Source organism: Pseudomonas sp. LBUM1644, assembly GCF_059716195.1.
On sequence record NZ_CP166812.1, the window covers coordinates 5,776,541 to 5,797,994 of the forward strand.

Here is a 21,454-nt window from a genome sequence, read left to right on the forward strand (position 1 = left end):
GATCTTGATCTTAAAAAACAAAGTCAAAAGATCGCAGCCTGCGGCAGCTCCTACAAAAAACGGTCAAACAGCGGCGTTATAGAACTGCTCGCTGCTCTTCTGTTCCACCAATGCCTGCTCAATGGCCGCCTGATGCACTTCGTCGGCGTGCTCTTCGCGCGCTTCCGGCAGAATGCCCAGGCGGGAGAACAGTTGCATGTCCTTGTCAGCCTGCGGGTTAGCGGTGGTCAGCAGTTTTTCGCCGTAGAAAATCGAGTTGGCGCCGGCGAAGAAAGCCAGGGCCTGCATCTGCTCGTTCATCGCCTCGCGGCCGGCGGACAGGCGCACGTGGGATTGCGGCATCAGGATGCGCGCCACGGCGAGCATGCGGATGAAGTCGAACGGATCGATTTCTTCGGCGTTTTCCAACGGCGTACCGGCGACTTTCACCAGCATGTTGATCGGCACCGATTCCGGATGCTCCGGCAGGTTGGCCAACTGGATCAGCAAGTTGGCACGGTCATCGAGGGACTCACCCATGCCGAGGATGCCGCCGGAGCAGATTTTCATCCCGGAATCACGCACGTAAGCCAGAGTTTGCAGGCGCTCGCCGTAGGTGCGGGTGGTGATGATGCTGCCGTAGAACTCCGGCGAGGTGTCGAGGTTGTGGTTGTAGTAGTCGAGGCCGGCGTTGGCCAGCGCTTCGGTCTGGTCCTGATCAAGACGACCGAGGGTCATGCAGGTTTCCAGGCCCATGGCTTTCACGCCTTTGACCATTTCCAGCACGTAGGGCATGTCTTTGGCCGACGGGTGTTTCCAGGCTGCGCCCATGCAGAAACGGGTCGAACCGATGGCCTTGGCGCGAGCGGCCTCTTCGAGGACCTTTTGCACTTCCATCAGTTTTTCTTTTTCCAGGCCGGTGTTGTAGTGACCGGACTGCGGACAATATTTGCAATCTTCCGGGCAAGCGCCGGTTTTGATCGACAGCAGAGTCGACACCTGGACGCGGTTGGCGTCGAAATGCGCGCGGTGCACCGTCTGCGCCTGGAACAACAGGTCGTTGAATGGCTGAACGAAGAGTGCTTTGACTTCGGCCAAAGACCAGTCATGACGCAGGGTTGCAGTGGTGCTGGCGCTCATGGGCGTTTCCTTTGTTTTATGCTGGGCTTGCGGCTGGGGGAATGGAATACCCACAGGCGCTACACGGATGTTCGGCATATTTAAGGAAGACTCATGAGCTGTCAACCACCACACGTAGGACAGGTTTACATCTGGTTAAACATTGATCAACACTGCTTGCTGTGTTCGGAGCCGTCCGACAGCGGCATGCCGATCTGCACAGCGTGTGAAACAGAATTGCCTTGGCTCGGCGATCAGTGCAACACCTGCGCCCTGCCGATGCCCGCGCCGACCCTGACGTGCGAACAATGCCTGCGACAGCCGCCGGCCTTTGAGCGGGTCGCCGCACCCTGGACTTACAGCTTTCCCGTCGACAGCCTGATCACTCGTTTTAAACACAGCGCGAAATGGCCGTTTGGTCGCCTGCTTGCCGAACTGCTCGCGCAGTTCCTGCAGCATCGCTTTGATGAAGACCTGGAGCGTCCCCACCTGTTGGTTCCCGTGCCATTGGCACCCAAACGTCTGCGCCAACGAGGCTTCAACCAGGCCGCGATGCTCGCCCGCTGGCTCGGCGCTGGCCTCGATATTCCTTGCGATGAAACGCTGCTGTCGAGAGTTCAGGACACCCGTGCGCAACAGGACTTGAATGCTGACGCCCGCAGCAAGAACCTGCGCAACGCTTTCGCCCTGACCCCCGATACTTGCGTCAAAGGCCAGCACCTGGCGCTGGTCGACGACGTGCTGACCACCGGTGCCACGGCCCAAGCCCTGGCGTACCTGCTGATGGACGCCGGTGCCGCACGCGTCGACGTGTATTGCCTGGCCCGCACCCCCAAGCCCGGCGACAACACTTGACTTAAGCCGGACACAAACCCTGTGGGAGCGGGCTTGCTCCGGTCCCACAAGTAATATGGCCTGACTTGACTCCCGCAGCCCAAGTCGCCAACGTCCCCGCATTGTCACAGCCCGAAGCATCTCGCCATGTCCTTGCCTACATTGCTGTCCCAGCACATCGTCCGTCGCCCGCAGCGCATCGCCTTGCTGCAACACATCGCTGAACAAGGCTCGATAACCCGCGCTGCGAAAAGCGCGGGGCTGAGTTACAAGGCCGCGTGGGACGCCATTGACGAGCTGAACAACCTCGCGCAGAAACCGCTGGTGGAGCGCAGTGTCGGCGGCAAAGGCGGCGGTGGGGCCAAACTGTCCAGCGAGGGCGAGCGCGTATTGCGGTTGTATCAAAAGCTGCAAGTCTTGCAGGCTCAAGTGCTGGAAGCGGCAGAAGATGCCAGCGACCTCGACCTGCTGAGTCGATTGATGCTCAGAACCAGCGCACGCAACCAGTTACACGGCAAGGTGGTGGCTATTGACACCCAGGGTCGCAACGACCTGATCCGCCTTGAACTCGCTGGAGGCTTGAACATCGGCGTGCAAATCACCCATGGCAGCACCCGGCGGCTGGAACTGGAGTCCGGCACCGAAGTGGTCGCACTGATCAAGGCCGGCTGGCTGGAATTGCTGGGCATCGATCAACTTACAACATCAGGTAACAATTGCTTGAAGGGCATCATCGAACAAATTCTCGACGCCGAAGACGGCCCCAGTGAAGTGCGCATCGGCCTGCCCAATGGCCAGACACTCTGCGCCTTGGCCGAACCACTGCACCTGCGAACCCAGGGCCTTGGCACGGACAAAGAGGTGCTGGTGCAGTTCTCGCCCGCCAACGTCCTGCTAGGCATACCGCTCTAACCCAACGGCCCCGCAACCCTGTAGGAGCTGCCGCAGGCTGCGATCTTTTGATTTTGTTTTTAAGAGCAAGATCAAAAGATCGCAGCCTGCGGCAGCTCCTACAGGGATATTGCAACAAAAGCTTCATGGTGGCTCTTTAAGGTGACTGCAAAACCCGCAGGGAGCCTGATGTGAGCCTACTAGAAGACAACCAATCCACCGACCTCGAGAAAATGGTCGGCCTCAGCCGTCGTGGCTTCATCAGCGCGGGCGCCCTGTGCGGTGCAGCAATGTTCCTCGGCGGCAACTTGCTGAGCCGCAGCGTACTCGCCGCCAGTGTCAGCGCTGGCACCAGCAAGCTGTTGGGTTTCGACAGCATTCCCGCCGCCACCAGCGACGCCATCACTCTGCCGCCAGGTTACAAATCCTCGGTACTGATCAGCTGGGGCCAGCCCCTGCTACAGGACGGCCCGGCATTCGATCCGAGCGGTAATGGCACCGCGGAGCATCAGGAAGTCCAGTTCGGTGACAACAACGACGGCATGAGCCTGTTCGAATTTCCCGGCGAAAAAAACCGGGCACTGATGGCGATCAACAACGAATACACCAATTACCGCTACCTTTACCCGCACGGCGGCATGCCTCAATCGGCAGAAGAAGTGCGCAAGGCGCTGGCCTGCGAAGGCGTGTCGGTGATCGAGGTACAGCGCAAAAACGGTCAATGGCAATTCGTCCAGGGCTCGCGTTACAACCGACGCATTCACGGCAACGCGCCGATCAGCCTGAGCGGCCCGGCTGCCGGTCACGAGCTGCTCAAAACCAGCGCCGACCCGCACGGCAAGAACGTCCTCGGCACCTTCCAGAACTGCGCCAACGGCAAGACGCCGTGGGGCACTTACCTGACGTGCGAGGAGAACTTCACTGACTGCTTCGGCAGCAGCAACGCCGAGCAAGCGTTCGACGCCGCGCAGAAACGCTATGGCGCCGTGGTGACCAGCAAAGAGATCAACTGGCACCCGCACGACGAACGCTTTGACCTGGCGAAGAATCCCAACGAACTCAACCGCCACGGTTGGGTCGTGGAGATCGACCCGTTCGACCCCAAATCGACGCCCGTCAAGCGTACGGCGCTGGGCCGATTCAAACATGAAAACGCGGCCCTGGCCGAGACCCATGACGGTCACGCCGTGGTGTACATGGGCGACGATGAACGCGGCGAATTCATCTACAAATTCGTCAGCCGCGACAAGATCAACCGCAAAAACCCCAAGGCCAACCGCGACCTGCTGGACCACGGCACGTTGTACGTGGCGCGCTTCGACGCGGGCGACAGCAACGCCGATCATCCGAAAGGCCACGGCGAGTGGATCGAGCTGACCCACGGTAAAAACGGCATCGACGCCAGCAGTGGTTTCGCCGATCAAGCCGAGGTGCTGATTCATGCGCGGCTGGCGGCCAGCGTGGTCAAAGCCACGCGCATGGACCGCCCGGAATGGATTGTCGTCAGCCCCAAGGATGGCCAGGTCTATTGCACCCTGACCAACAACGCCAAGCGCGGTGAAGACGGGCAACCGGTGGGCGGGCCGAACCCGCGCGAGAAAAACGTCTACGGGCAGATCCTGCGCTGGCGCACGGACCGTGATGATCACGGTTCGAAACGTTTTGCCTGGGACCTGTTTGTGGTCGCCGGCAACCCGGGTGTCCACGCCGGTACGCCGAAGGGTGGCTCATCGAACATCACGCCGCAGAACATGTTCAACAGCCCGGATGGCTTGGGCTTCGACAAGGCCGGGCGGTTGTGGATTCTCACCGATGGTGATGCGGGCAACGCCGGCGATTTTGCGGGCATGGGGAACAACCAGATGCTGTGTGCCGACCCGGCGACCGGGGAGATTCGCCGCTTCATGGTCGGGCCGATTGGTTGCGAAGTCACCGGGATCAGCTTCTCGCCGGATCAGAAGACCTTATTTGTCGGCATTCAGCATCCGGGGGAAAACGGTGGTTCAACGTTCCCCGAGCATTTGCCGAATGGCAAGCCGCGGTCTTCGGTGATGGCTATCACCCGTAAAGATGGCGGAATAGTCGGCGCCTGATAAGGCCCCTTCGCGGGCAAGCCTCGCTCCTACGGGTCATGCGCGATGTCAAAAATTCGCCTATGACCCGTAGGAGCGAGGCTTGCCCGCGAAAGCGTCGGCACAATCAACACTCATCTCAAGACCAAGCCCTAAAGAAGCCCCGTCTGCGCTACCATGCTTGGCCGGACGCGGCAGCCTGCTGCGCGCAGGAGTCAGCATGGCCCACCCGTTTGCAACCCTCACCCCAGACCTCGTGCTTGATGCCGTCGAAAGCATCGGCTTTCTCAGCGACGCGCGCATTCTTGCGCTCAACAGCTACGAAAACCGCGTCTATCAAGTCGGCATCGAAGACTCCGAGCCGCTGATCGCCAAGTTCTACCGTCCGCAACGCTGGACCAATGAAGCCATTCTCGAAGAGCACCAATTCACCTTCGAACTCGCCGAGTGCGACGTGCCCGTGGTTGCACCGATGATTCACAACGGCGCTAGCCTGCACGAACACAACGGTTTCCGTTTCACCCTGTTTCCGCGCCGTGGCGGTCGCGCGCCGGAGCCAGGCAATCTCGATCAGCTGTATCGCCTGGGTCAATTGCTCGGTCGCCTGCACGCCGTCGGTGCAACCAAGCCGTTCGAACACCGTGAAGCGCTGGGCGTGAAGAACTTCGGACACGATTCACTGACCACATTGCTTGAAGGCAATTTCGTACCCAAGAGTCTGCTGCCGGCCTACGAGTCCGTGGCCCGAGACCTGCTCAAACGCGTAGAAGAGGTCTACAAGGCCACTCCGCACCAGAACATCCGCATGCACGGCGATTGCCACCCCGGCAACATGATGTGCCGCGACGAGATGTTCCACATCGTCGACCTCGATGACTGCCGCATGGGCCCGGCCGTGCAAGATATCTGGATGATGCTTGCCGGTGATCGCCAGGAATGTCTCGGCCAGCTGTCGGAATTGATGGACGGCTACAACGAGTTTCACGATTTCGACCCACGGGAATTGGCGCTGATCGAACCGCTGCGCGCACTGCGCCTGATGCATTACAGCGCCTGGCTGGCCCGTCGCTGGGACGATCCGGCATTCCCCCACAGTTTTCCGTGGTTCGGCACGGAGCGGTATTGGGGGGATCAGGTGTTGGCGTTGCGTGAGCAATTGGCGGCGCTCAACGAAGAGCCGCTGAAACTTTTTTAAGATCAAGATCAAAAGATCGCAGCCTGCGGCAGCTCCTACAGAGTGAACACAATTTCCCTGTAGGAGCTGCCGCAGGCTGCGATCTTTTGCTTTTCAGAGACGACACCTCTATAAACCCTTTTTGTTAGCTGCCTAAGCAAGGATTCTGCATGCAAGCCGCCAACCCGCGTCGCGGGTACATCCTGGGCCTGAGTGCCTATATCATCTGGGGACTTTTCCCGATCTACTTCAAAGCCATCGCCAGTGTGCCCGCCGTGGAGATCATCATCCATCGCGTGCTCTGGTCCGCGCTGTTTGGCGCCTTGCTGTTGATGGTGTGGAAACATCGGGGCTGGTGGCGCGAGCTGCGTGACAATCCGAAACGCCTGGCGATCCTGGCCCTGAGCGGCACGTTGATCGCGGCTAATTGGTTGACCTATGTCTGGTCGGTAAACAACGGGCGAATGCTCGAAGCCAGCCTCGGGTACTACATCAACCCGTTGGTCAATGTGTTGCTGGGGATGCTGATCCTGGGCGAACGGCTACGGCGCATGCAGTGGATTGCAGTGGGTCTGGCAGCGGTAGGGGTGGCGCAACAAGTGTGGCAAGTTGGCAGTTTGCCGTGGGTGTCGCTGGTGCTCGCATTTACGTTTGGCGTCTACGGGCTGATTCGCAAGCAGGCGCCCGTCAAGGCATTACCCGGGCTGGTAGTGGAAACCTGGATGCTGGTGCCGATTGCCGTTGCCTGGTTGCTGTTCAATCCGACGGCTGCAAGCGCTCAACCTGAGTTCTGGACCACCTCCGAGGCCTGGTGGCTGGTGGCTGCCGGTCCGGTGACGCTGGTGCCGCTGGTCTGTTTCAACGCCGCCGCGCGGCATTTGCCCTATACCACGCTTGGTTTTCTCCAGTACATCGCGCCGACGCTGGTGCTGTTGCAAGCCGTCCTGGTATTTGGCGAACACTTGTCGTCCAGCACGCTGGTAGCGTTCATCTTTATTTGGGCTGGCCTGGCGATTTACAGCGTCGACGCTGTGATCAGCATGCGCCGGCGCAGCTGATCAAAAATCATACAAGCCTCTACAGGCCACGTCCTTTGTGGCCTGCAGCCATCGTTCCCAAGGTTATCCACAGCGTGATCCCCGGTGTTTGTGCGCAACTCATTGAAACTGATGGTTTTTTGATCAGGTCTTGGAGAAGCCCGGCCGGCTTGGGCTGGCGGGCTGTCTCTACAGGTTATCCACAGGCAGGTGCACGTTTAACTTGGATAACCCTGTCAGGGTTCACTGCGTAACACGAGTTCGACCATCAAATCGTCCGCCAGGGTTTCCAGGCGCGACTGCAACACGTCCAGCGACAACGTCAGCGGCACCGCGAGAATCGCTTCGGCGTGGAACAGTGGCTCGCTGCTCATCGGCGCGGGCCGCACTTCCGTGACCAACCTTTCCAAATTCACGCCCTGCTCGCTCAGCAGGCGGGTGATGTCGCGCACGATGCCGGGACGATCATTGCCGACCAGCTCCATGGCAATCGGTTTCCAGGTGCAGGACTGCTCGATGCCGCTTTCGGCGATCAACACGCGAATCCCTTGTGCAGACAACGCTTGCAGGGCATCGACCAATTCGTCGTAGGCCTCGGCCGGCACACCCACCCGGAGAATCCCGGCAAACTGCCCAGCCATACGCGACATGCGACTCTCTAGCCAGTTGCCGCCGTGCTCGGCAATGCACTGGGCGATGCGCTCGACCTGCCCAGCCTTGTCCGGCGCGAATACGGTGAGTACGAGGTGGTCCATGGGGCAGCCCTCTTTTGTTATAGAAAGAGAAGTATAGGCAAGGGGCGATTCTGTGTTGAATCGCCGGGCGCCTTCGCGGGCAAGCCTCGCTCCTACAGGGCTTTGCGCAATCGCTGTAGGAGCGAGGCTTGCCCGCGAATGGGATACCGCCGAGCTGAAGGGAAAAACAAATCGTGTACAACTTTTGATATTTAACTGGAACAATCCAATAGTTTTTTGAGAGCATCCTGTCCCCCGACGTGACTGCAATGCGTCACGGGGTCGCAGAACGACGTAATTAGTCTAATTTTCACAACCGCAATTCATCATGTAGTATGCCGCAGCGCGCACTACATAACGTTGGATCGATGTCTGCCACAGGCACATTCGCAACCCTGAAAGCCCCGTCAGCAAGGCCTCAAAGCCGTTGATTGGTCCCCACCCAGCCGCCCGAAAAGGGCATGTACTGGCGGACGGGTTTGTGGTTTAAATGGCCAGAGGCTTCATTGTCAAAATTGAAGAGCTGAAAAGCGAAATAGCTGAGCAGAGTGAGGCAAGCAATGACTGAACACGTTCAAGTCGGTGGCCTGCAGGTCGCCAAAGTCCTGTTCGACTTCGTGAACAACGAAGCCATTCCCGGTACCGGCCTCACCGCCGATAAGTTCTGGGCCGGTGCCGATAAGGTCATTCACGACCTGGCGCCGAAGAACAAAGCCCTACTCGCCAAACGCGATGATTTCCAGGCTCGTATCGACGGCTGGCACCAATCCCGTGCCGGTCAGGCGCACGACGCCGTGGCTTATAAAGCCTTCTTGCAAGACATCGGTTATCTGCTGCCAGAAGCGGCCGATTTCCAGGCAACGACACAAAACGTCGATGACGAAATCGCCCGCATGGCCGGTCCACAGCTCGTGGTGCCGGTGATGAATGCCCGCTTCGCGCTCAATGCCTCGAACGCCCGTTGGGGTTCGCTGTACGACGCGCTCTACGGCACCGACGCGATCAGCGAAGCTGACGGCGCGGAAAAAGGCAAAGGCTACAACAAGGTTCGCGGTGACAAGGTGATTGCCTTCGCCCGAGCCTTCCTCGACGAAGCCGCGCCATTGGCCGCCGGCTCCCACGTCGACTCCACCGGCTACAAAATCGTTGACGGCAAACTGGTGGTCGCCCTTAAAGGTGGCAGCAACACCGGCCTGCGCAGCGACGCACAACTGATCGGTTTCCACGGCAACGCCGCGGCACCGACAGCGATCCTGCTGAAAAACAACGGCCTGCACTTCGAAATCCAGATCGACGCCAACACCCCGGTCGGCCAGACCGATGCTGCCGGCGTCAAAGACATCCTGATGGAAGCCGCGCTGACCACCATCATGGACTGCGAAGACTCCGTCGCCGCTGTCGATGCCGATGACAAAGTGGTGATCTACCGCAACTGGCTCGGCCTGATGAAGGGCGACCTGTCGGAAGAAGTCTCCAAGGGCGGTCAGACCTTTACCCGCACCATGAACGCCGACCGCACTTACACTGGCGTCGACGGTAAAGAACTGAGCCTGCACGGTCGCTCGCTGTTGTTCGTGCGCAACGTTGGCCACTTGATGACCATCGACGCGATCCTCGATAAAGACGGCAACGAAGTACCGGAAGGCATTCTCGATGGCCTGGTGACGTGCCTCGCGGCGATCCACAGCCTCAACGGCCACAACTCGCGCAAGAACAGCCGCACCGGTTCGGTCTACATCGTGAAGCCGAAGATGCACGGCCCGGAAGAAGCCGCGTTCACCAACGAGCTGTTCGGGCGCATCGAAGACGTGCTGGACCTGCCACGCAATACGCTGAAAGTCGGGATCATGGACGAGGAGCGCCGGACCACGGTCAACCTCAAGGCCTGCATCAAGGCCGCCAGCGAGCGCGTAGTGTTCATCAACACCGGTTTCCTCGACCGCACGGGCGATGAAATCCACACATCCATGGAAGCCGGCCCGATGGTGCGCAAGGCCGATATGAAGGCTGAGAAGTGGATCGGCGCCTACGAAAACTGGAACGTCGATATCGGCTTGAGCACCGGCCTGCAAGGTCGCGCGCAGATCGGTAAAGGCATGTGGGCCATGCCGGACCTGATGGCGGCGATGCTCGAACAGAAAATCGCTCACCCGCTGGCTGGCGCAAATACCGCTTGGGTGCCATCGCCGACCGCTGCTGCGCTGCACGCGCTGCACTACCACAAGGTCGACGTGTTCGCTCGTCAGGCCGAACTGGCCAAACGTGCGCGCGCTTCGGTGGACGACATCCTGACCATCCCGTTGGCCGTCAATCCAGCCTGGACTGCGGAACAGATCAAGAACGAACTGGACAACAACGCCCAGGGCATTCTCGGTTACGTGGTGCGCTGGATCGACCAGGGCGTGGGCTGCTCGAAAGTGCCGGACATCAACGATGTCGGCCTGATGGAAGACCGTGCAACGCTGCGTATTTCCAGCCAGCACATCGCCAACTGGTTGCGCCATGGCATCGTCACTGAAGAACAAGTGATGGAAAGCCTCAAGCGCATGGCGCCGGTGGTTGACCGTCAGAACGCCAATGACCCGCTGTATCGCCCGTTGGCGCCGGACTTCGACAGCAATATCGCCTTCCAGGCAGCGGTTGAACTGGTGGTCGAAGGCACTCAGCAGCCGAACGGCTACACCGAGCCGGTTCTGCACCGTCGTCGTCGCGAATTCAAGGCTGCCAATGGTCTTTGAGTAAGCGTTAACGCCGGACATTAAAAAGCCCTGATCTTTCGATCAGGGCTTTTTTGTTGGGGCTGTCAAAAGATCGCAGCCTGCGGCAGCTCCTGCATGGGATTCGTGTTGCCCTGTAGGAGCTGCCGCAGGCTGCGATCTTTTGATCTTTTAGCGTTTCACAAATCCATCCCCAACTCATGCTTGACCAGCCCCAGCAACTTGCCGGTGTCGATGGGCTTGAGCAGAAAATCCACCACGCTCAAATGCATTGCCGCGATGGCATCTTTCACATCGGCGTCGCCGGAAACGATGATGATCGGCATCGCCGCCCGAACCGATTCACGCACTTGGCGTATCAAATCCAGGCCATCGATATGCCCCATGCGCAGATCGGTAATGACCAGGCCAATCGATGGCTTTTCGTCCAACATCTTGAGTGCAGTTTCACCACTGGCAGCGGTCAAGCAGCGAATACCGTCCAGGCCAAGAATCTCTGACAGCAGCTCACGTGCGTCTTTATCGTCATCGACGATCAGCACCCGCTGCGGGGGAAGATCAGGTTCCAGCATGACGGCGCTAAGCGCCTCGCGCTCGGCGTCACTCAAAATATCGTGGTCGGACATGGCGTTCTCTACGTTTTCAAATTCAGTTCCCTAGCACAGTGGTGAGACATCGCTAAGCAGACCTTCAATGTGCACTTCGTCGGATAATTTTCCAATAGGGGAACACAGAGGATTTTCTGACAATTGCGTAGGGTTTTTCCGACATTACCTCACGAACACCGCCTACCTAGACTTACGTCCAATGGGCACCCTGCGCGCAGGGGCCGACCATGGCTGAGTCATCCGACAACAACAATTCAAAAAAAGACTGCGGTAATGGTTATGAGTAAAGCGGACGCCTTCACGCAGGCAGGGAAAACCGCGGTGTTGCAGAACATCCAGGGCACGTTGCAATTTCTTCAGCGCTTCCCGCCGTTCAATCAGATGGACCACACGCACCTGGCGTACCTGGTCGAGCAATGTCAGCTGCGTTTTTATGCGCCCGGCGAGAGCATCATCAAACCTGCCGACGGCCCGGTTGAGCATTTCTACATCGTCAAACAAGGCCGGGTGGTGGGTGAACGCCCCCACACCGCCAAGGGCGGGACCGAAACCACCTTCGAAATCACCACCGGCGAGTGCTTCCCCCTCGCAGCGCTGCTGGGTGAACGTGCGACCCGCACCGAACATCTGGCGGCCGAAGATACCTTTTGCCTACAACTGAACAAGCTGGCGTTCATCAAGCTGTTCGCGCTTTCCAATGCATTTCGCGACTTTGCCCTACGGGGTGTCAGCAGCCTGCTGGATCAGGTCAACCAGCAAGTCCAGCAAAAAGCTGTGGAAACCCTGGGTACCCAGTACTCGCTCAATACCCGCCTGGGTGAATTGGCCATGCGCCATCCGGTGACCTGCCGCCCGGACACGCCCCTGCGTGAGGCCGTAACGCTGATGCACGAGCAGCAGGTCGGCAGCATTGTGGTGGTCGATGAACACAAGGCGCCGTTGGGCATTTTCACCCTGCGCGACTTGCGGCAAGTGGTCGCCAACGGCACCAATGACTTCAGCGAAGCCATCGCACAACACATGACTCAGGCGCCGTTTTTCCTGACGCCGGATCACAGCGCCTTCGATGCGGCGATCGCGATGACCGAGCGGCACATCGCTCATGTCTGCCTGGTCAAGGATCATCGCCTGTGCGGCGTGGTCTCGGAGCGCGACCTGTTTTCCTTGCAACGAGTCGATCTGGTGCACCTCGCGCGGACCATTCGCAGCGCCCAGCGCGTGGAAAACCTGGTGGCGATGCGCGGCGAGATCGGCCAACTGGTGGAGCGCATGTTGGCCCATGGCGCCTCCTCGACCCAGATCACCCACATCATCACGCTGCTCAACGATCACACCGTATGCCGGGTTATCGAGCTGACCCTCGCCGAGAAAGGCGACCCGGGCGTGCCGTTCAGCTGGCTGTGTTTCGGTAGCGAAGGCCGTCGCGAACAGACGCTGCACACCGATCAAGACAACGGCATTCTGTTCGAAGCGCGGGACGCGGCCCATGCTGCCGAGATTCGCGGCAAGCTATTGCCCATCGCCCAGCAGATCAACCAAAGCCTGGCGCTGTGCGGCTTTACACTGTGCAAGGGCAACATCATGGCCGGCAACCCCGAGCTGTGTTTGTCCCGGGCGGAATGGGCGCGGCGTTTTGCGGCGTTTATCCGCGAAGCGACCCCGGAGAACCTGTTGGGTTCGAGCATCTATTTCGATTTGCGGGTGGTCTGGGGCGACGAGCAAGGCTGCGAGCAGCTGCGTCGTGGGATTCTCGACCAAGTCGGCGATAACCGGCTGTTCCAAAGAATGATGGCCGAGAATGCCCTGCGCAACCGCCCGCCCGTAGGACGTTTCCGAGAGTTCGTGCTGGCGCGCAAGAATGGCGAGAAAGCCACGCTGGACCTGAAAGTCCAGGGCCTCACCCCTTTCGTCGACGGCGCTCGCCTGCTGGCATTGGCACACGGCATTGAAGCCAACAATACGCTGGAGCGTTTTCGCCAACTGGTGGCCAAAGAGGTCATCGAACCACTGGACGGCGCAGCGTACGAAGAGGCGTATCACTTCATCCAGCAAACCCGCATGCAGCAACATCAACTACAGACCCGCGAGAACTTGCCCTACTCCAACCGGGTCGATCCCGACAGCCTCAATCACCTCGATCGACGGATCCTGCGTGAATCCCTGCGCCAGGCACAACGCCTGCAAAGCAGCCTGACCCTGCGGTATCAGCTATGAGCCTGTTTTCATGGTTGCGCCCGGCAGGCCCTGTCCTTTGCGGCGAACTGCTGCAACGCCTGGAACGCTTGCCGGCAATAGCCGGGTTGAGCGAGTGCAGCCTTCGTGAACAACGGTGGGTGGTGCTTGACCTGGAAACCACCGGGCTGAACCTGAACAAGGATCGGGTGCTGTCCATCGGTGCGGTGGCCATTGAAGACGGGGCAATCGATTTCAGTCAGCAGTTCGAACGAACACTGCAATGCGCCGACATGAAACTGGCCCCCAGCGTGCTGATTCATGGCCTGGGCCCCAGCGCGATTGCGGCGGGCAGCGATCCGGCGCAGGCGTTGCTCGAGTTTATGGAATTTGTGGGCGACAGCCCGGTGCTGGCGTTCCATGCGCCGTTCGATCAGCACATGCTTGGCCGCGCGTTGAAAGATCATCTGAGCTACAAGTTGCAGCATGTGTTTCTGGATGTGGCGGATATTGCGCCGCTGCTATGCCCGCAGGCGAACATTCGTGAAGCCGGTCTGGATGAATGGATCGACTGGTTCAAACTGGAAGTGTTCGAACGCCACAATGCCAGTGCCGATGCACTGGCGACCGCGGAGCTGGCGCTGATTTTGTTCAGCCGGGCACGACAGCAACAGATTCATAGCCCGTTGAATCTGCAGCAGCGGTTGAGTCAGTGGAAACGGCGCCAACAATCCCCCTCCTTCTAACCTCTACCCCCCTGTAGGAGCTGCCGCAGGCTGCGATCTTTTGATCTTAAAATCACAGTCAAAAGATCGCAGCCTGCGGCAGCTCCTACAGGAGGTTTTCGCCAATCCGAAGACGATGCGGCCGACCCGACCAGTGGCCAATTGCTTACCTTCCCCGCCTCTGCCACAATCGCGAACAATTCTCGTTAGTTAACATTTCCCAATCGGTGATGCTGCGTGTCGTCAGTCCAAAGCCCCCACAGTGAGCTCGTCGGTGCGCTATATCGCGACCATCGCAGTTGGCTATTGGCCTGGCTGCGGCGCAATGTGGCTTGTCCGCAACGGGCCGAAGACCTGAGCCAGGACACCTTCGTGCGCTTGCTTGGGCGGGATGAACTGAAAGAACCGCGCGAACCGCGGGCGTTTCTGGTGGCGATTGCCAAGGGCCTGCTGTTCGACTATTTCCGCCGCGCCGCGCTGGAACAGGCTTATCTCACCGAATTGATGCTGATTCCGATCGCCGAACATCCGTCGGTGGAAGAACAGCAAATGATCCTCGAAGACCTCAAGGCCATCGACCGCCTGCTCGGCAAGCTGTCCAGCAAGGCCCGTGCAGCGTTCCTCTACAACCGCCTCGACGGTCTCAGCCACGCAGAAATCGCCGAGCGCCTGGGTGTGTCAGTGCCGCGCGTGCGCCAGTATTTGGCCCAGGGAATTCGTCAGTGCTACATCGCGCTGTACGGAGATCCGGTATGAGTCCGGCCAGCTCCAAGCCAGTGTCGGCCCAGGTGCTGGATGCGGCGATTGCCTGGCAATTGTCCCTGGATTCGGCAAACCCGGTGGAGCGCGAAGAGTTCGCCAAATGGCACGCAGCCCACGAAGAACATGCACGCGCCTGGCGCCAGCTGGGCATGCTCGACCAGCGTTTCAGTGTCGCCAGCGGCCCGGCTCGCACCGCGTTGCTGCAATCCCGGGACAGTATTCGTCGGCGGGTTCGCCAACTGGGAAGCGGCGTGGCCAGCGTCGTCGCGGTGATCGGCCTGGCGCTGTTTGCCGGCGACCGTTACCTGCCAATCGACTATTGGCTGGCCGACCAGCGCACCGCCACCGGCGAGCAGCGCACCTTGCGCCTGAGCGACGGCACACTGATCAACCTCAACACTCACAGTGCCCTGGATGTGCGATTCGACGAGAAGCAACGTCGGATCATTCTCCAGGAGGGGGAAATCCTCGTCGAAACGGGTCACGGCGATGCCCGGCCATTTATCGTCGAGACTCGCGAAGGCAGCATGCGCGCACTGGGCACACGGTTCCTGGTCAAGCGCGAGGACGAAGGCACACGCCTGAGCGTGCTGAAGTCGGCCGTGGCCGCCCATCCCGAGTCGAGTCCTGAAGAACAGATTTTGCGCGAAGGCCAGCAAGTGCTGATGCGCAGTAATGGCCTTGGGCCGATCGTCGCTCTCAACGCCGGCGCCGATGCGTGGACGCAAGGCATGCTGGTGGTGGATAACGCGCGGCTGGAAGACCTGGTCCGTGAGCTCGGTCGTTATCGCCGTGGGCATCTGGGGGTTGCGCCGGAAATCGCGGACCTGCGGATCACCGGCAGCTTCCCGTTGAACGACACGGACAAAGCCCTGAACGCGCTTCTGCCGACCCTGCCCGTGAAAATCGAACAGCATACGGCGTGGTGGGTCACGGTGGCCAAAGCCGATACCAAGCCCTGAGTTTACTGTGCCTGATCTGGCGCCTTCGCGGGCAAGCCCGCTCCCACAGGGTTTTATGTCGACAGTAATTCCGTGAACGACGCCAAACCTGTGGGAGCGGGCTTGCCCGCGAAAGGGCCATCAGCCTCACAGCAAATGCTGAATCAAAATTATTTTCATCCAGCCCTATCACTTTTGGATTTTCGTTCGGCACCTAGGCAATTGAGAAGTATTCCCTTTCAGGAGCCGCTGTATGTCCCGTTCGCTAGACACCTTGTTGCGCCCCAGTCTGCTGGCAGTTGCCATTGCCCTCTGCGCTCCGCTCGCCAGCGGTCAACTGATCGCTGCGGAACAGGCGTCCAGCGTTCGCGCCTACAACCTGCCGGCCGCGCCATTGGCCAGCACCCTGAATCAGATTGCCAGCCAGGCTGGCCTCGCGCTGTCGTTGAACCCGTCGCTGGCCGCGGGCAAAACCTCGGCCCCGGTCAAAGGCCAGTTCGATGCGGCTGGCGCCCTGCGCGAAGCCTTGCGCGGCACCGGTCTGCAACTGGAGCAAAGCAGCGCTGGCACCTACAGCCTGGTGGCCGTGCCTGAGGGCGTACTGGACTTGCCAGCGACCAGCGTGATCGGCGTGGAAAACACCGAAAATGCCTGGGGCCCGGTACAAGGCTACCTGGCCAAGCGCACCGCCGCCGGCACCAAGACCGACACCGCACTGGTCGAAGTACCGCGTTCGATTTCGGTCGCGACCCGCGAGCAAATGGACGACCGTAGCGTCCACAGCCTGGACGATGCCGTGCGCTACATGCCGGGCATCACCGCCAGCAGCTATGGCAGCGACACTCGTACCGACTGGCTGCGGGTGCGTGGGTTTGAACCCACCCAGTTTCTCGATGGCCTGCCGCTGCCAAAAGGTGTGTACGCCAACCCAAAGCCTGAAACCTGGAACCTGGATCGTCTCGCCCTGCTACGCGGCCCGGCTTCTTCGATCTATGGCCAGACCCCGCCTGGCGGTTTGCTGGACATGGTCAGTCGCCGTCCGAGTGCCGAGTCGAGCAATGAAATCCAGGTGCAGTACGGCAGTGACAATTTCCGCCAGATCAACTTTGCCAGCACCGGCAAGATCGATGATGAAGGCCAGTTTCTTTATGGCCTGAGCGGCGTTATCCGCGACAGCGGCACTCAGATCGATCACATCGACAACAAGCGCTACAACATTGCGCCGAGCTTGACCTGGAACATCAACGACGACACCAAATTCACCCTTCTCTCGCAATTCACCCGCGACGATACCGGGATCACCAGCCAGTTCCACTCCATCCAGGGCACCAAGATCGACATGCCATTCGGCAAGATCTCCCACCACAAGAATCTGGGTGATCCGGACTACGAGTACTACGACCGCACCTACTACGCACTGGGCTATGCCTTCGAAACCCGCCTGAACGATGTGTGGCAATTCCGACAAAACCTTCGCTACACCAAGTCCGACCTGTCGTTCCAGGCGATTACCGTCAACAGCTACATCCCGTCGTTTGCCGCTTTCGGTTTTGTCGTCGACGATGAAGGCAACACCGGGCGGGGCACGACCAATGTCGACGAAGACATCAGCCAGTTCGCCGTGGACAACAACTTCCAGGGCGACTTCTCCACGGGTGATATCCATCACACCTTGCTGCTCGGGCTGGACCATCAGCGCAACAACACCAACTACACCTCGATCTTTGGTACCGCGCCGGACGTCAACGTCAACCACCCGGTATATGGCTTGCCAATCACTCGTCCACCCCGCTCCGCTGCGTTCTATGACCAAGACCAGAAAACCTATCAGACCGGTTTGTACGTCCAGGACCAGATGGCCCTCGACCAATGGCGCCTGACGCTGGGTGGTCGTGAGGACTGGGTCCACACGGGCACCAAGTTCTACACCAACGGCGGCGCCAGCAACACCGAGCGCGACAAGAACTTCACTGGCAACGCTGCGATCAGCTACGTGTTCGATTCGGGCTTTGTGCCTTATCTGTCCTACGCCGAGTCGTTCCAGCCAACCAGCAACGCCGCCGCCTCATCGACCGATTCGTTCAAGCCGACCGAAGGCAAGCAATGGGAACTGGGCATCAAGTACCAGCCCCCAGGCAGCAATACCTTGCTGAGCGCTGCGGTGTACGACCTGACCCAGAAAAACGTCTCCGTCACCACCACCGTGGGTAACGTGCCGATCACCAGCCAGACCGGCGAAGTGAAAGTCAAAGGCCTGGAGCTGGAAGCTGTTTCCGATGTCACCGAGAACCTGAAACTCATCGCCGCCTACACCTTGGCGAAATCCGAAGTGCAGAAAGGTGACTTCAAAGGCAACCGTCTGCAACTGATGCCGAACCAACAGGCTTCGCTGTGGGCCGATTACACTTGGCACAACGGCGTGCTGGACGGTTTCGGCCTCGGCGCGGGCGCGCGTTATACCGGCAACACTTACGGCGACCAAGGCAACACCCATCTGGGCAAGGCCAACGCCTACACCGTGTTCGATGCCGCGGTTCATTACGACCTGGGGCGCCTGGACAACAGCTTGAAAGGTGCCTCGCTGGCAGTGAATGCAACCAACCTGCTGAACAAGGATTACATTTCCACCTGTGACGGCTTCTATTGCTATTACGGCGACCTGCGCAGTGTCGTCGCCAGTGCAACGTACAAGTGGTAAACGCCTGATCTGATTTGCGCTTTGACCAAGCCGTCCTTCAAGACGGCTTTGGTATTTCTGAAGGTCATGAAATGAAAAGTAAAACAATTCGTCGCTGGTCCGCTGTCCACACCTGGACCAGCCTGATCTGCACTGTTTTTCTGCTGATGCTGGCGCTCACCGGTTTGCCGTTGATCTTCCATCACGAGATCGACCACTTGCTGGGCGATGCCGCTGAATTGAAGCCGATGCCGGCGGACACCCCACGGCTGAATCTGCAGCAGTTGGTGCAAGCAGCGGAAAAACATCGTCCCGGCGAGGTCGTGCAATATTTCGGCTACGAAGATGAAGAGCCCAACGGCGTGATCGCGATCATGGCGCCCACCGCCGGCACCGAGCCTAATTCGTCCCACACCTTCATGCTCGACGCCCGTACCGGCGAAGCACTGGAGACGCCGTCGGCCAACGGCGGCTTGATGATGGTGATGCTGCGCCTGCACGTGGACCTGTTCGCCGGGCTGCCGGGCAAGTTGCTGCTGGCATTCATGGGGATCATGTTCGTGGTGGCGATCGTGTCCGGGACGGTGCTGTACCTACCGTTCATGCGGCGCTTGAAATTTGCCACCGTGCGCCAGGACAAATCCACACGCCTGCGCTGGCTCGACCTGCATAACCTGATTGGTGTGGTCACACTGACCTGGGCGTTGGTGGTCGGCGTGACCGGAATTATCAGTGCCTGCGCCGACCTGCTGATCGCCGCCTGGCGCAACGACAGTCTGAGCGCGATGGTCGCGCCGTACCGCGACGCGCCACCGCTGACGCAACTGGCGCCGGCCACCCGTCTGCTCGACATTGCCCAGGAAGTCGCACCGGGCATGCAGCCGGACTTCATCGCCTTCCCCGGCACCCGCTTTTCCAGCGAACACCATTACGCCGTGTTCATGAAAGGCAGCACCCACCTGACATCACACCTGCTGACCCCGGTGCTGATCGACGCCAGCACCTTGCAAGTCACCGCGGTGGCCGAGCGGCCGTGGTACATGGACGCCATGGGCATGTCGCAGCCGCTGCACTTCGGTGATTACGGCGGCATGCCGATGAAGATTCTCTGGGCAACCCTGGATGTGTTGACCATCATCGTCCTGGGCAGCGGGGTTTATCTGTGGGTGGTGCGGCGCAAGGCTGCGAAACCCGTGCTGGAAAAAGCGGAGGCTGCGGCATGAAACCCCGCCAGTCGAGTTTCTGGAAAGTCTTCGCCACCCCGACCGTGATCGCCCTGCTCAGCGCTGCAGGATTATTTGCCGCGCTGCTGGGGGATGGCGTGTGGGATGCCTTGAGCTGGCTTGGCCTGGGCATCCCGGCTGTCCTCGCCCTGCGCGGCCTGCTGCAGCGCCGCTAACCCGTAGCAGCTGCCGAGCCCGCGAGGCTGCGTTCGGTCGCGCAGCGGCCGCCATTCGGCGCATTCGATCTGCCTCTCATAAGCCGGTTGCAGGTTTTACGACTGCTACGCAGTCGGACGCAGCCTCGCAGGCTCGGCAGCTGCTACACACCTATATGACGCCCCCCCGCCCGTCGCCTCCCCCGGCCATTTCCCTGACATATTTATTGACATATTTACCCTTGCGCTTCTATAAAGACGCCTGTTGTACGACAACCTACAACAACACCAAAATCCAAAAATAAATCTGGTGAAGTGATGAAAGTCAAAGGCATCCGCTGGTGGATGGTCGGCCTGGTGACGGCTGGTCTGATGGTCAACTACCTGGCTCGCAATACCCTCTCAGTGGCCGCTCCGACCCTGATGAGCGAAATGAACATCTCCACCGAGCAGTATTCGCACATCGTGGTCGCCTGGCAGGTGTGCTACGCGCTGATGCAACCGGTGGCCGGCTACATCATTGATGCCATCGGCACGAAGATGGGCTTCGCGATTTTCGCATTCGCCTGGTCGATTGCCTGCGCCCTGGCGGCACTGGCAACCGGTTGGCAGGGCCTCGCTTTTGTCCGCGGCCTACTCGGCCTGACGGAAGCAGCGGGTTTGCCGGCAGCGGTCAAAACCTCCACCGAATGGTTCCCGGCCAAAGAGCGCTCGGTGGCCATCGGCTGGTTCAACATCGGCTCGTCGATTGGCGCCGTGCTTGCGCCACCACTGGTGGTCTGGGCGATTTTGCACAGTGGCTGGGAATTGGCGTTCCTGATTGTCGGCGGCCTGGGCGTAGCCTGGACTTTCCTGTGGATGATCTTCTACAAACACCCACGGGATCAACAGCGCCTGAGTGACGAGGAACGCGATTACATCCTCAGCGGCCAGGAAGATCACTTCAAAGACCCAACCACCAAAAAAGGTAGCTGGAAGAAGATCATCGGCAGCCGCAACTTCTACGCCATTGCCAGCGCCCGGATGCTTTCCGAGCCGGCCTGGCAGACGTTCAACGCGTGGATCCCGCTGTACTTGATGACCGAACGCCACATGAACATCAAGGAAATCGCGATGTTCGCCTGGCTGCCGTTCCTGGCCGCCGACCTTGGCTGCGTCCTCGGTGGCTACCTGAGCCCGTTCTTCCATAAACACCTGAAAGTGTCGTTGTTCACGTCGCGCAAAATGGTGCTGCTGTTCGGCGCCTCGTGCATGATCGGCCCGGCCTGCATCGGCCTGGTGGCCAGCCCGTACACCGCCATCGCGCTGTTGTGCATCGGCGGCTTCGCTCACCAGACATTGTCCGGTGCGCTGTATGCGATCACCTCCGACTCGTTTGGCAAGAACGAAGTGGCCACCGCCACGGGGATGGGCGGAATGTTCGGCTACCTCGGCGCCGCCGCCTTCACCCTGGTGTTCGGTGTGATGGTGACCAAGATCGGTTACAGCCCGTTGTTCGTGGTGCTGGCGATTTTCGACATCGTGGCCGCGTTCATCGTCTGGACGGTTGCTCGTGAACTCAAGCCTCAGGCCGCCTCGGGCCCGCAAGACGCGCAGACACTGCAACCTGCCAGCTAAAACGCAAAACCCTGTAG

At 59.8% G+C, this 21,454-nt stretch carries 17 protein-coding genes; 14 read left to right on the forward strand and 3 right to left on the reverse strand.

Annotated elements, in window-relative coordinates; genetic code table 11:
• Nucleotides 1-63: 63 nt before the first annotated feature.
• Nucleotides 64-1,119: a biotin synthase BioB gene (gene bioB / locus ACA052_RS26565; RefSeq protein ID WP_497647457.1), complete on the reverse strand. Its 1,056-nt coding sequence runs from the start codon at nt 1,117-1,119 to the stop codon at nt 64-66.
• 93 nt (nt 1,120-1,212) lie between these two features.
• On the opposite strand from bioB, the gene ACA052_RS26570 reads away from it, so the two are divergent.
• The 5 genes from ACA052_RS26570 to rarD all read left to right on the forward strand — a co-directional run bounded on the left by ACA052_RS26570 (nt 1,213) and on the right by rarD (nt 7,127).
• Nucleotides 1,213-1,953, forward strand: a complete 741-nt coding sequence (locus ACA052_RS26570; RefSeq protein WP_497647458.1) for a ComFC family protein — start codon at nt 1,213-1,215, stop codon at nt 1,951-1,953.
• A gap of 126 nt (nt 1,954-2,079) precedes the next feature.
• Complete coding sequence (locus tag ACA052_RS26575) at nt 2,080-2,844, forward strand: TOBE domain-containing protein (protein ID WP_497647459.1); 765 nt, start codon at nt 2,080-2,082, stop codon at nt 2,842-2,844.
• Between the two features lie 170 nt (nt 2,845-3,014).
• Nucleotides 3,015-4,916 (forward strand): PhoX family protein, encoded by a 1,902-nt coding sequence (locus tag ACA052_RS26580; protein WP_497647460.1) that lies wholly within the window; start codon nt 3,015-3,017, stop codon nt 4,914-4,916.
• Between the two features lie 199 nt (nt 4,917-5,115).
• Nucleotides 5,116-6,090, forward strand: coding sequence for a serine/threonine protein kinase (locus ACA052_RS26585; protein WP_462020845.1), 975 nt, complete (start codon nt 5,116-5,118; stop codon nt 6,088-6,090).
• 149 nt (nt 6,091-6,239) lie between these two features.
• Complete coding sequence (gene rarD / locus ACA052_RS26590) at nt 6,240-7,127, forward strand: EamA family transporter RarD (protein WP_497647461.1); 888 nt, start codon at nt 6,240-6,242, stop codon at nt 7,125-7,127.
• A 215-nt stretch (nt 7,128-7,342) separates the two neighbouring features.
• Here the strand turns inward: rarD and ACA052_RS26595 are convergent, their stop codons facing one another.
• Entirely contained in the window at nt 7,343-7,861 is a 519-nt protein-coding gene (locus ACA052_RS26595; RefSeq protein ID WP_027926687.1) for a glycine cleavage system transcriptional repressor, read from the reverse strand.
• Between the two features lie 539 nt (nt 7,862-8,400).
• On the opposite strand from ACA052_RS26595, the gene ACA052_RS26600 reads away from it, so the two are divergent.
• Nucleotides 8,401-10,578: a malate synthase G gene (locus tag ACA052_RS26600; protein WP_497647462.1), complete on the forward strand. Its 2,178-nt coding sequence runs from the start codon at nt 8,401-8,403 to the stop codon at nt 10,576-10,578.
• A gap of 158 nt (nt 10,579-10,736) precedes the next feature.
• Here the strand turns inward: ACA052_RS26600 and ACA052_RS26605 are convergent, their stop codons facing one another.
• Nucleotides 10,737-11,183: a response regulator gene (locus ACA052_RS26605; RefSeq protein ID WP_497647463.1), complete on the reverse strand. Its 447-nt coding sequence runs from the start codon at nt 11,181-11,183 to the stop codon at nt 10,737-10,739.
• 255 nt (nt 11,184-11,438) lie between these two features.
• On the opposite strand from ACA052_RS26605, the gene ACA052_RS26610 reads away from it, so the two are divergent.
• The 8 genes from ACA052_RS26610 (at nt 11,439) to ACA052_RS26645 (ending at nt 21,437) form a co-directional block, all read left to right on the forward strand.
• Nucleotides 11,439-13,379, forward strand: coding sequence for a putative nucleotidyltransferase substrate binding domain-containing protein (locus tag ACA052_RS26610; RefSeq protein WP_497647464.1), 1,941 nt, complete (start codon nt 11,439-11,441; stop codon nt 13,377-13,379).
• Nucleotides 13,376-14,083 (forward strand): 3'-5' exonuclease, encoded by a 708-nt coding sequence (locus ACA052_RS26615; protein ID WP_497647465.1) that lies wholly within the window; start codon nt 13,376-13,378, stop codon nt 14,081-14,083. Before ACA052_RS26610 ends, ACA052_RS26615 begins: the two co-directional genes overlap by 4 nt.
• 216 nt (nt 14,084-14,299) lie before the next feature.
• Nucleotides 14,300-14,818: an RNA polymerase sigma factor gene (locus ACA052_RS26620; protein ID WP_497647466.1), complete on the forward strand. Its 519-nt coding sequence runs from the start codon at nt 14,300-14,302 to the stop codon at nt 14,816-14,818.
• The gene (locus ACA052_RS26625; protein ID WP_497647467.1) at nt 14,815-15,786 is read left to right on the forward strand and encodes a FecR domain-containing protein; all 972 of its coding nucleotides are present in this window, start codon (nt 14,815-14,817) and stop codon (nt 15,784-15,786) included. The genes ACA052_RS26620 and ACA052_RS26625 overlap by 4 nt, the downstream gene beginning before the upstream one ends.
• Before the next feature lie 232 nt (nt 15,787-16,018).
• Nucleotides 16,019-18,463, forward strand: coding sequence for a TonB-dependent siderophore receptor (locus tag ACA052_RS26630; protein ID WP_497647468.1), 2,445 nt, complete (start codon nt 16,019-16,021; stop codon nt 18,461-18,463).
• Nucleotides 18,464-18,534: 71 nt separating this feature from the next.
• On the forward strand, nt 18,535-19,665 hold the full coding sequence (locus tag ACA052_RS26635) for a PepSY-associated TM helix domain-containing protein (RefSeq protein WP_497647469.1): 1,131 nt from the start codon (nt 18,535-18,537) through the stop codon (nt 19,663-19,665).
• Nucleotides 19,662-19,841: a hypothetical protein gene (locus tag ACA052_RS26640; protein ID WP_497647470.1), complete on the forward strand. Its 180-nt coding sequence runs from the start codon at nt 19,662-19,664 to the stop codon at nt 19,839-19,841. Before ACA052_RS26635 ends, ACA052_RS26640 begins: the two co-directional genes overlap by 4 nt.
• 297 nt (nt 19,842-20,138) lie before the next feature.
• Nucleotides 20,139-21,437 (forward strand): MFS transporter, encoded by a 1,299-nt coding sequence (locus ACA052_RS26645; RefSeq protein ID WP_497647471.1) that lies wholly within the window; start codon nt 20,139-20,141, stop codon nt 21,435-21,437.
• Nucleotides 21,438-21,454: the final 17 nt, after the last annotated feature.

Coding starts and splice junctions, on each gene's coding strand:
- ACA052_RS26610 (WP_497647464.1), top strand. CDS start 11,439: ATGGTTATGAGTAAAGCGGACGCCTTCACGCAGGCAGGGAAAACCGCG.
- rarD (WP_497647461.1), top strand. CDS start 6,240: ATGCAAGCCGCCAACCCGCGTCGCGGGTACATCCTGGGCCTGAGTGCC.
- ACA052_RS26575 (WP_497647459.1), top strand. CDS start 2,080: ATGTCCTTGCCTACATTGCTGTCCCAGCACATCGTCCGTCGCCCGCAG.
- ACA052_RS26600 (WP_497647462.1), top strand. CDS start 8,401: ATGACTGAACACGTTCAAGTCGGTGGCCTGCAGGTCGCCAAAGTCCTG.
- ACA052_RS26635 (WP_497647469.1), top strand. CDS start 18,535: ATGAAAAGTAAAACAATTCGTCGCTGGTCCGCTGTCCACACCTGGACC.
- ACA052_RS26585 (WP_462020845.1), top strand. CDS start 5,116: ATGGCCCACCCGTTTGCAACCCTCACCCCAGACCTCGTGCTTGATGCC.
- ACA052_RS26625 (WP_497647467.1), top strand. CDS start 14,815: ATGAGTCCGGCCAGCTCCAAGCCAGTGTCGGCCCAGGTGCTGGATGCG.
- ACA052_RS26645 (WP_497647471.1), top strand. CDS start 20,139: ATGAAAGTCAAAGGCATCCGCTGGTGGATGGTCGGCCTGGTGACGGCT.
- ACA052_RS26640 (WP_497647470.1), top strand. CDS start 19,662: ATGAAACCCCGCCAGTCGAGTTTCTGGAAAGTCTTCGCCACCCCGACC.
- ACA052_RS26595 (WP_027926687.1), bottom strand. CDS start 7,861: ATGGACCACCTCGTACTCACCGTATTCGCGCCGGACAAGGCTGGGCAG.
- ACA052_RS26570 (WP_497647458.1), top strand. CDS start 1,213: ATGAGCTGTCAACCACCACACGTAGGACAGGTTTACATCTGGTTAAAC.
- bioB (WP_497647457.1), bottom strand. CDS start 1,119: ATGAGCGCCAGCACCACTGCAACCCTGCGTCATGACTGGTCTTTGGCC.
- ACA052_RS26605 (WP_497647463.1), bottom strand. CDS start 11,183: ATGTCCGACCACGATATTTTGAGTGACGCCGAGCGCGAGGCGCTTAGC.
- ACA052_RS26630 (WP_497647468.1), top strand. CDS start 16,019: ATGTCCCGTTCGCTAGACACCTTGTTGCGCCCCAGTCTGCTGGCAGTT.
- ACA052_RS26615 (WP_497647465.1), top strand. CDS start 13,376: ATGAGCCTGTTTTCATGGTTGCGCCCGGCAGGCCCTGTCCTTTGCGGC.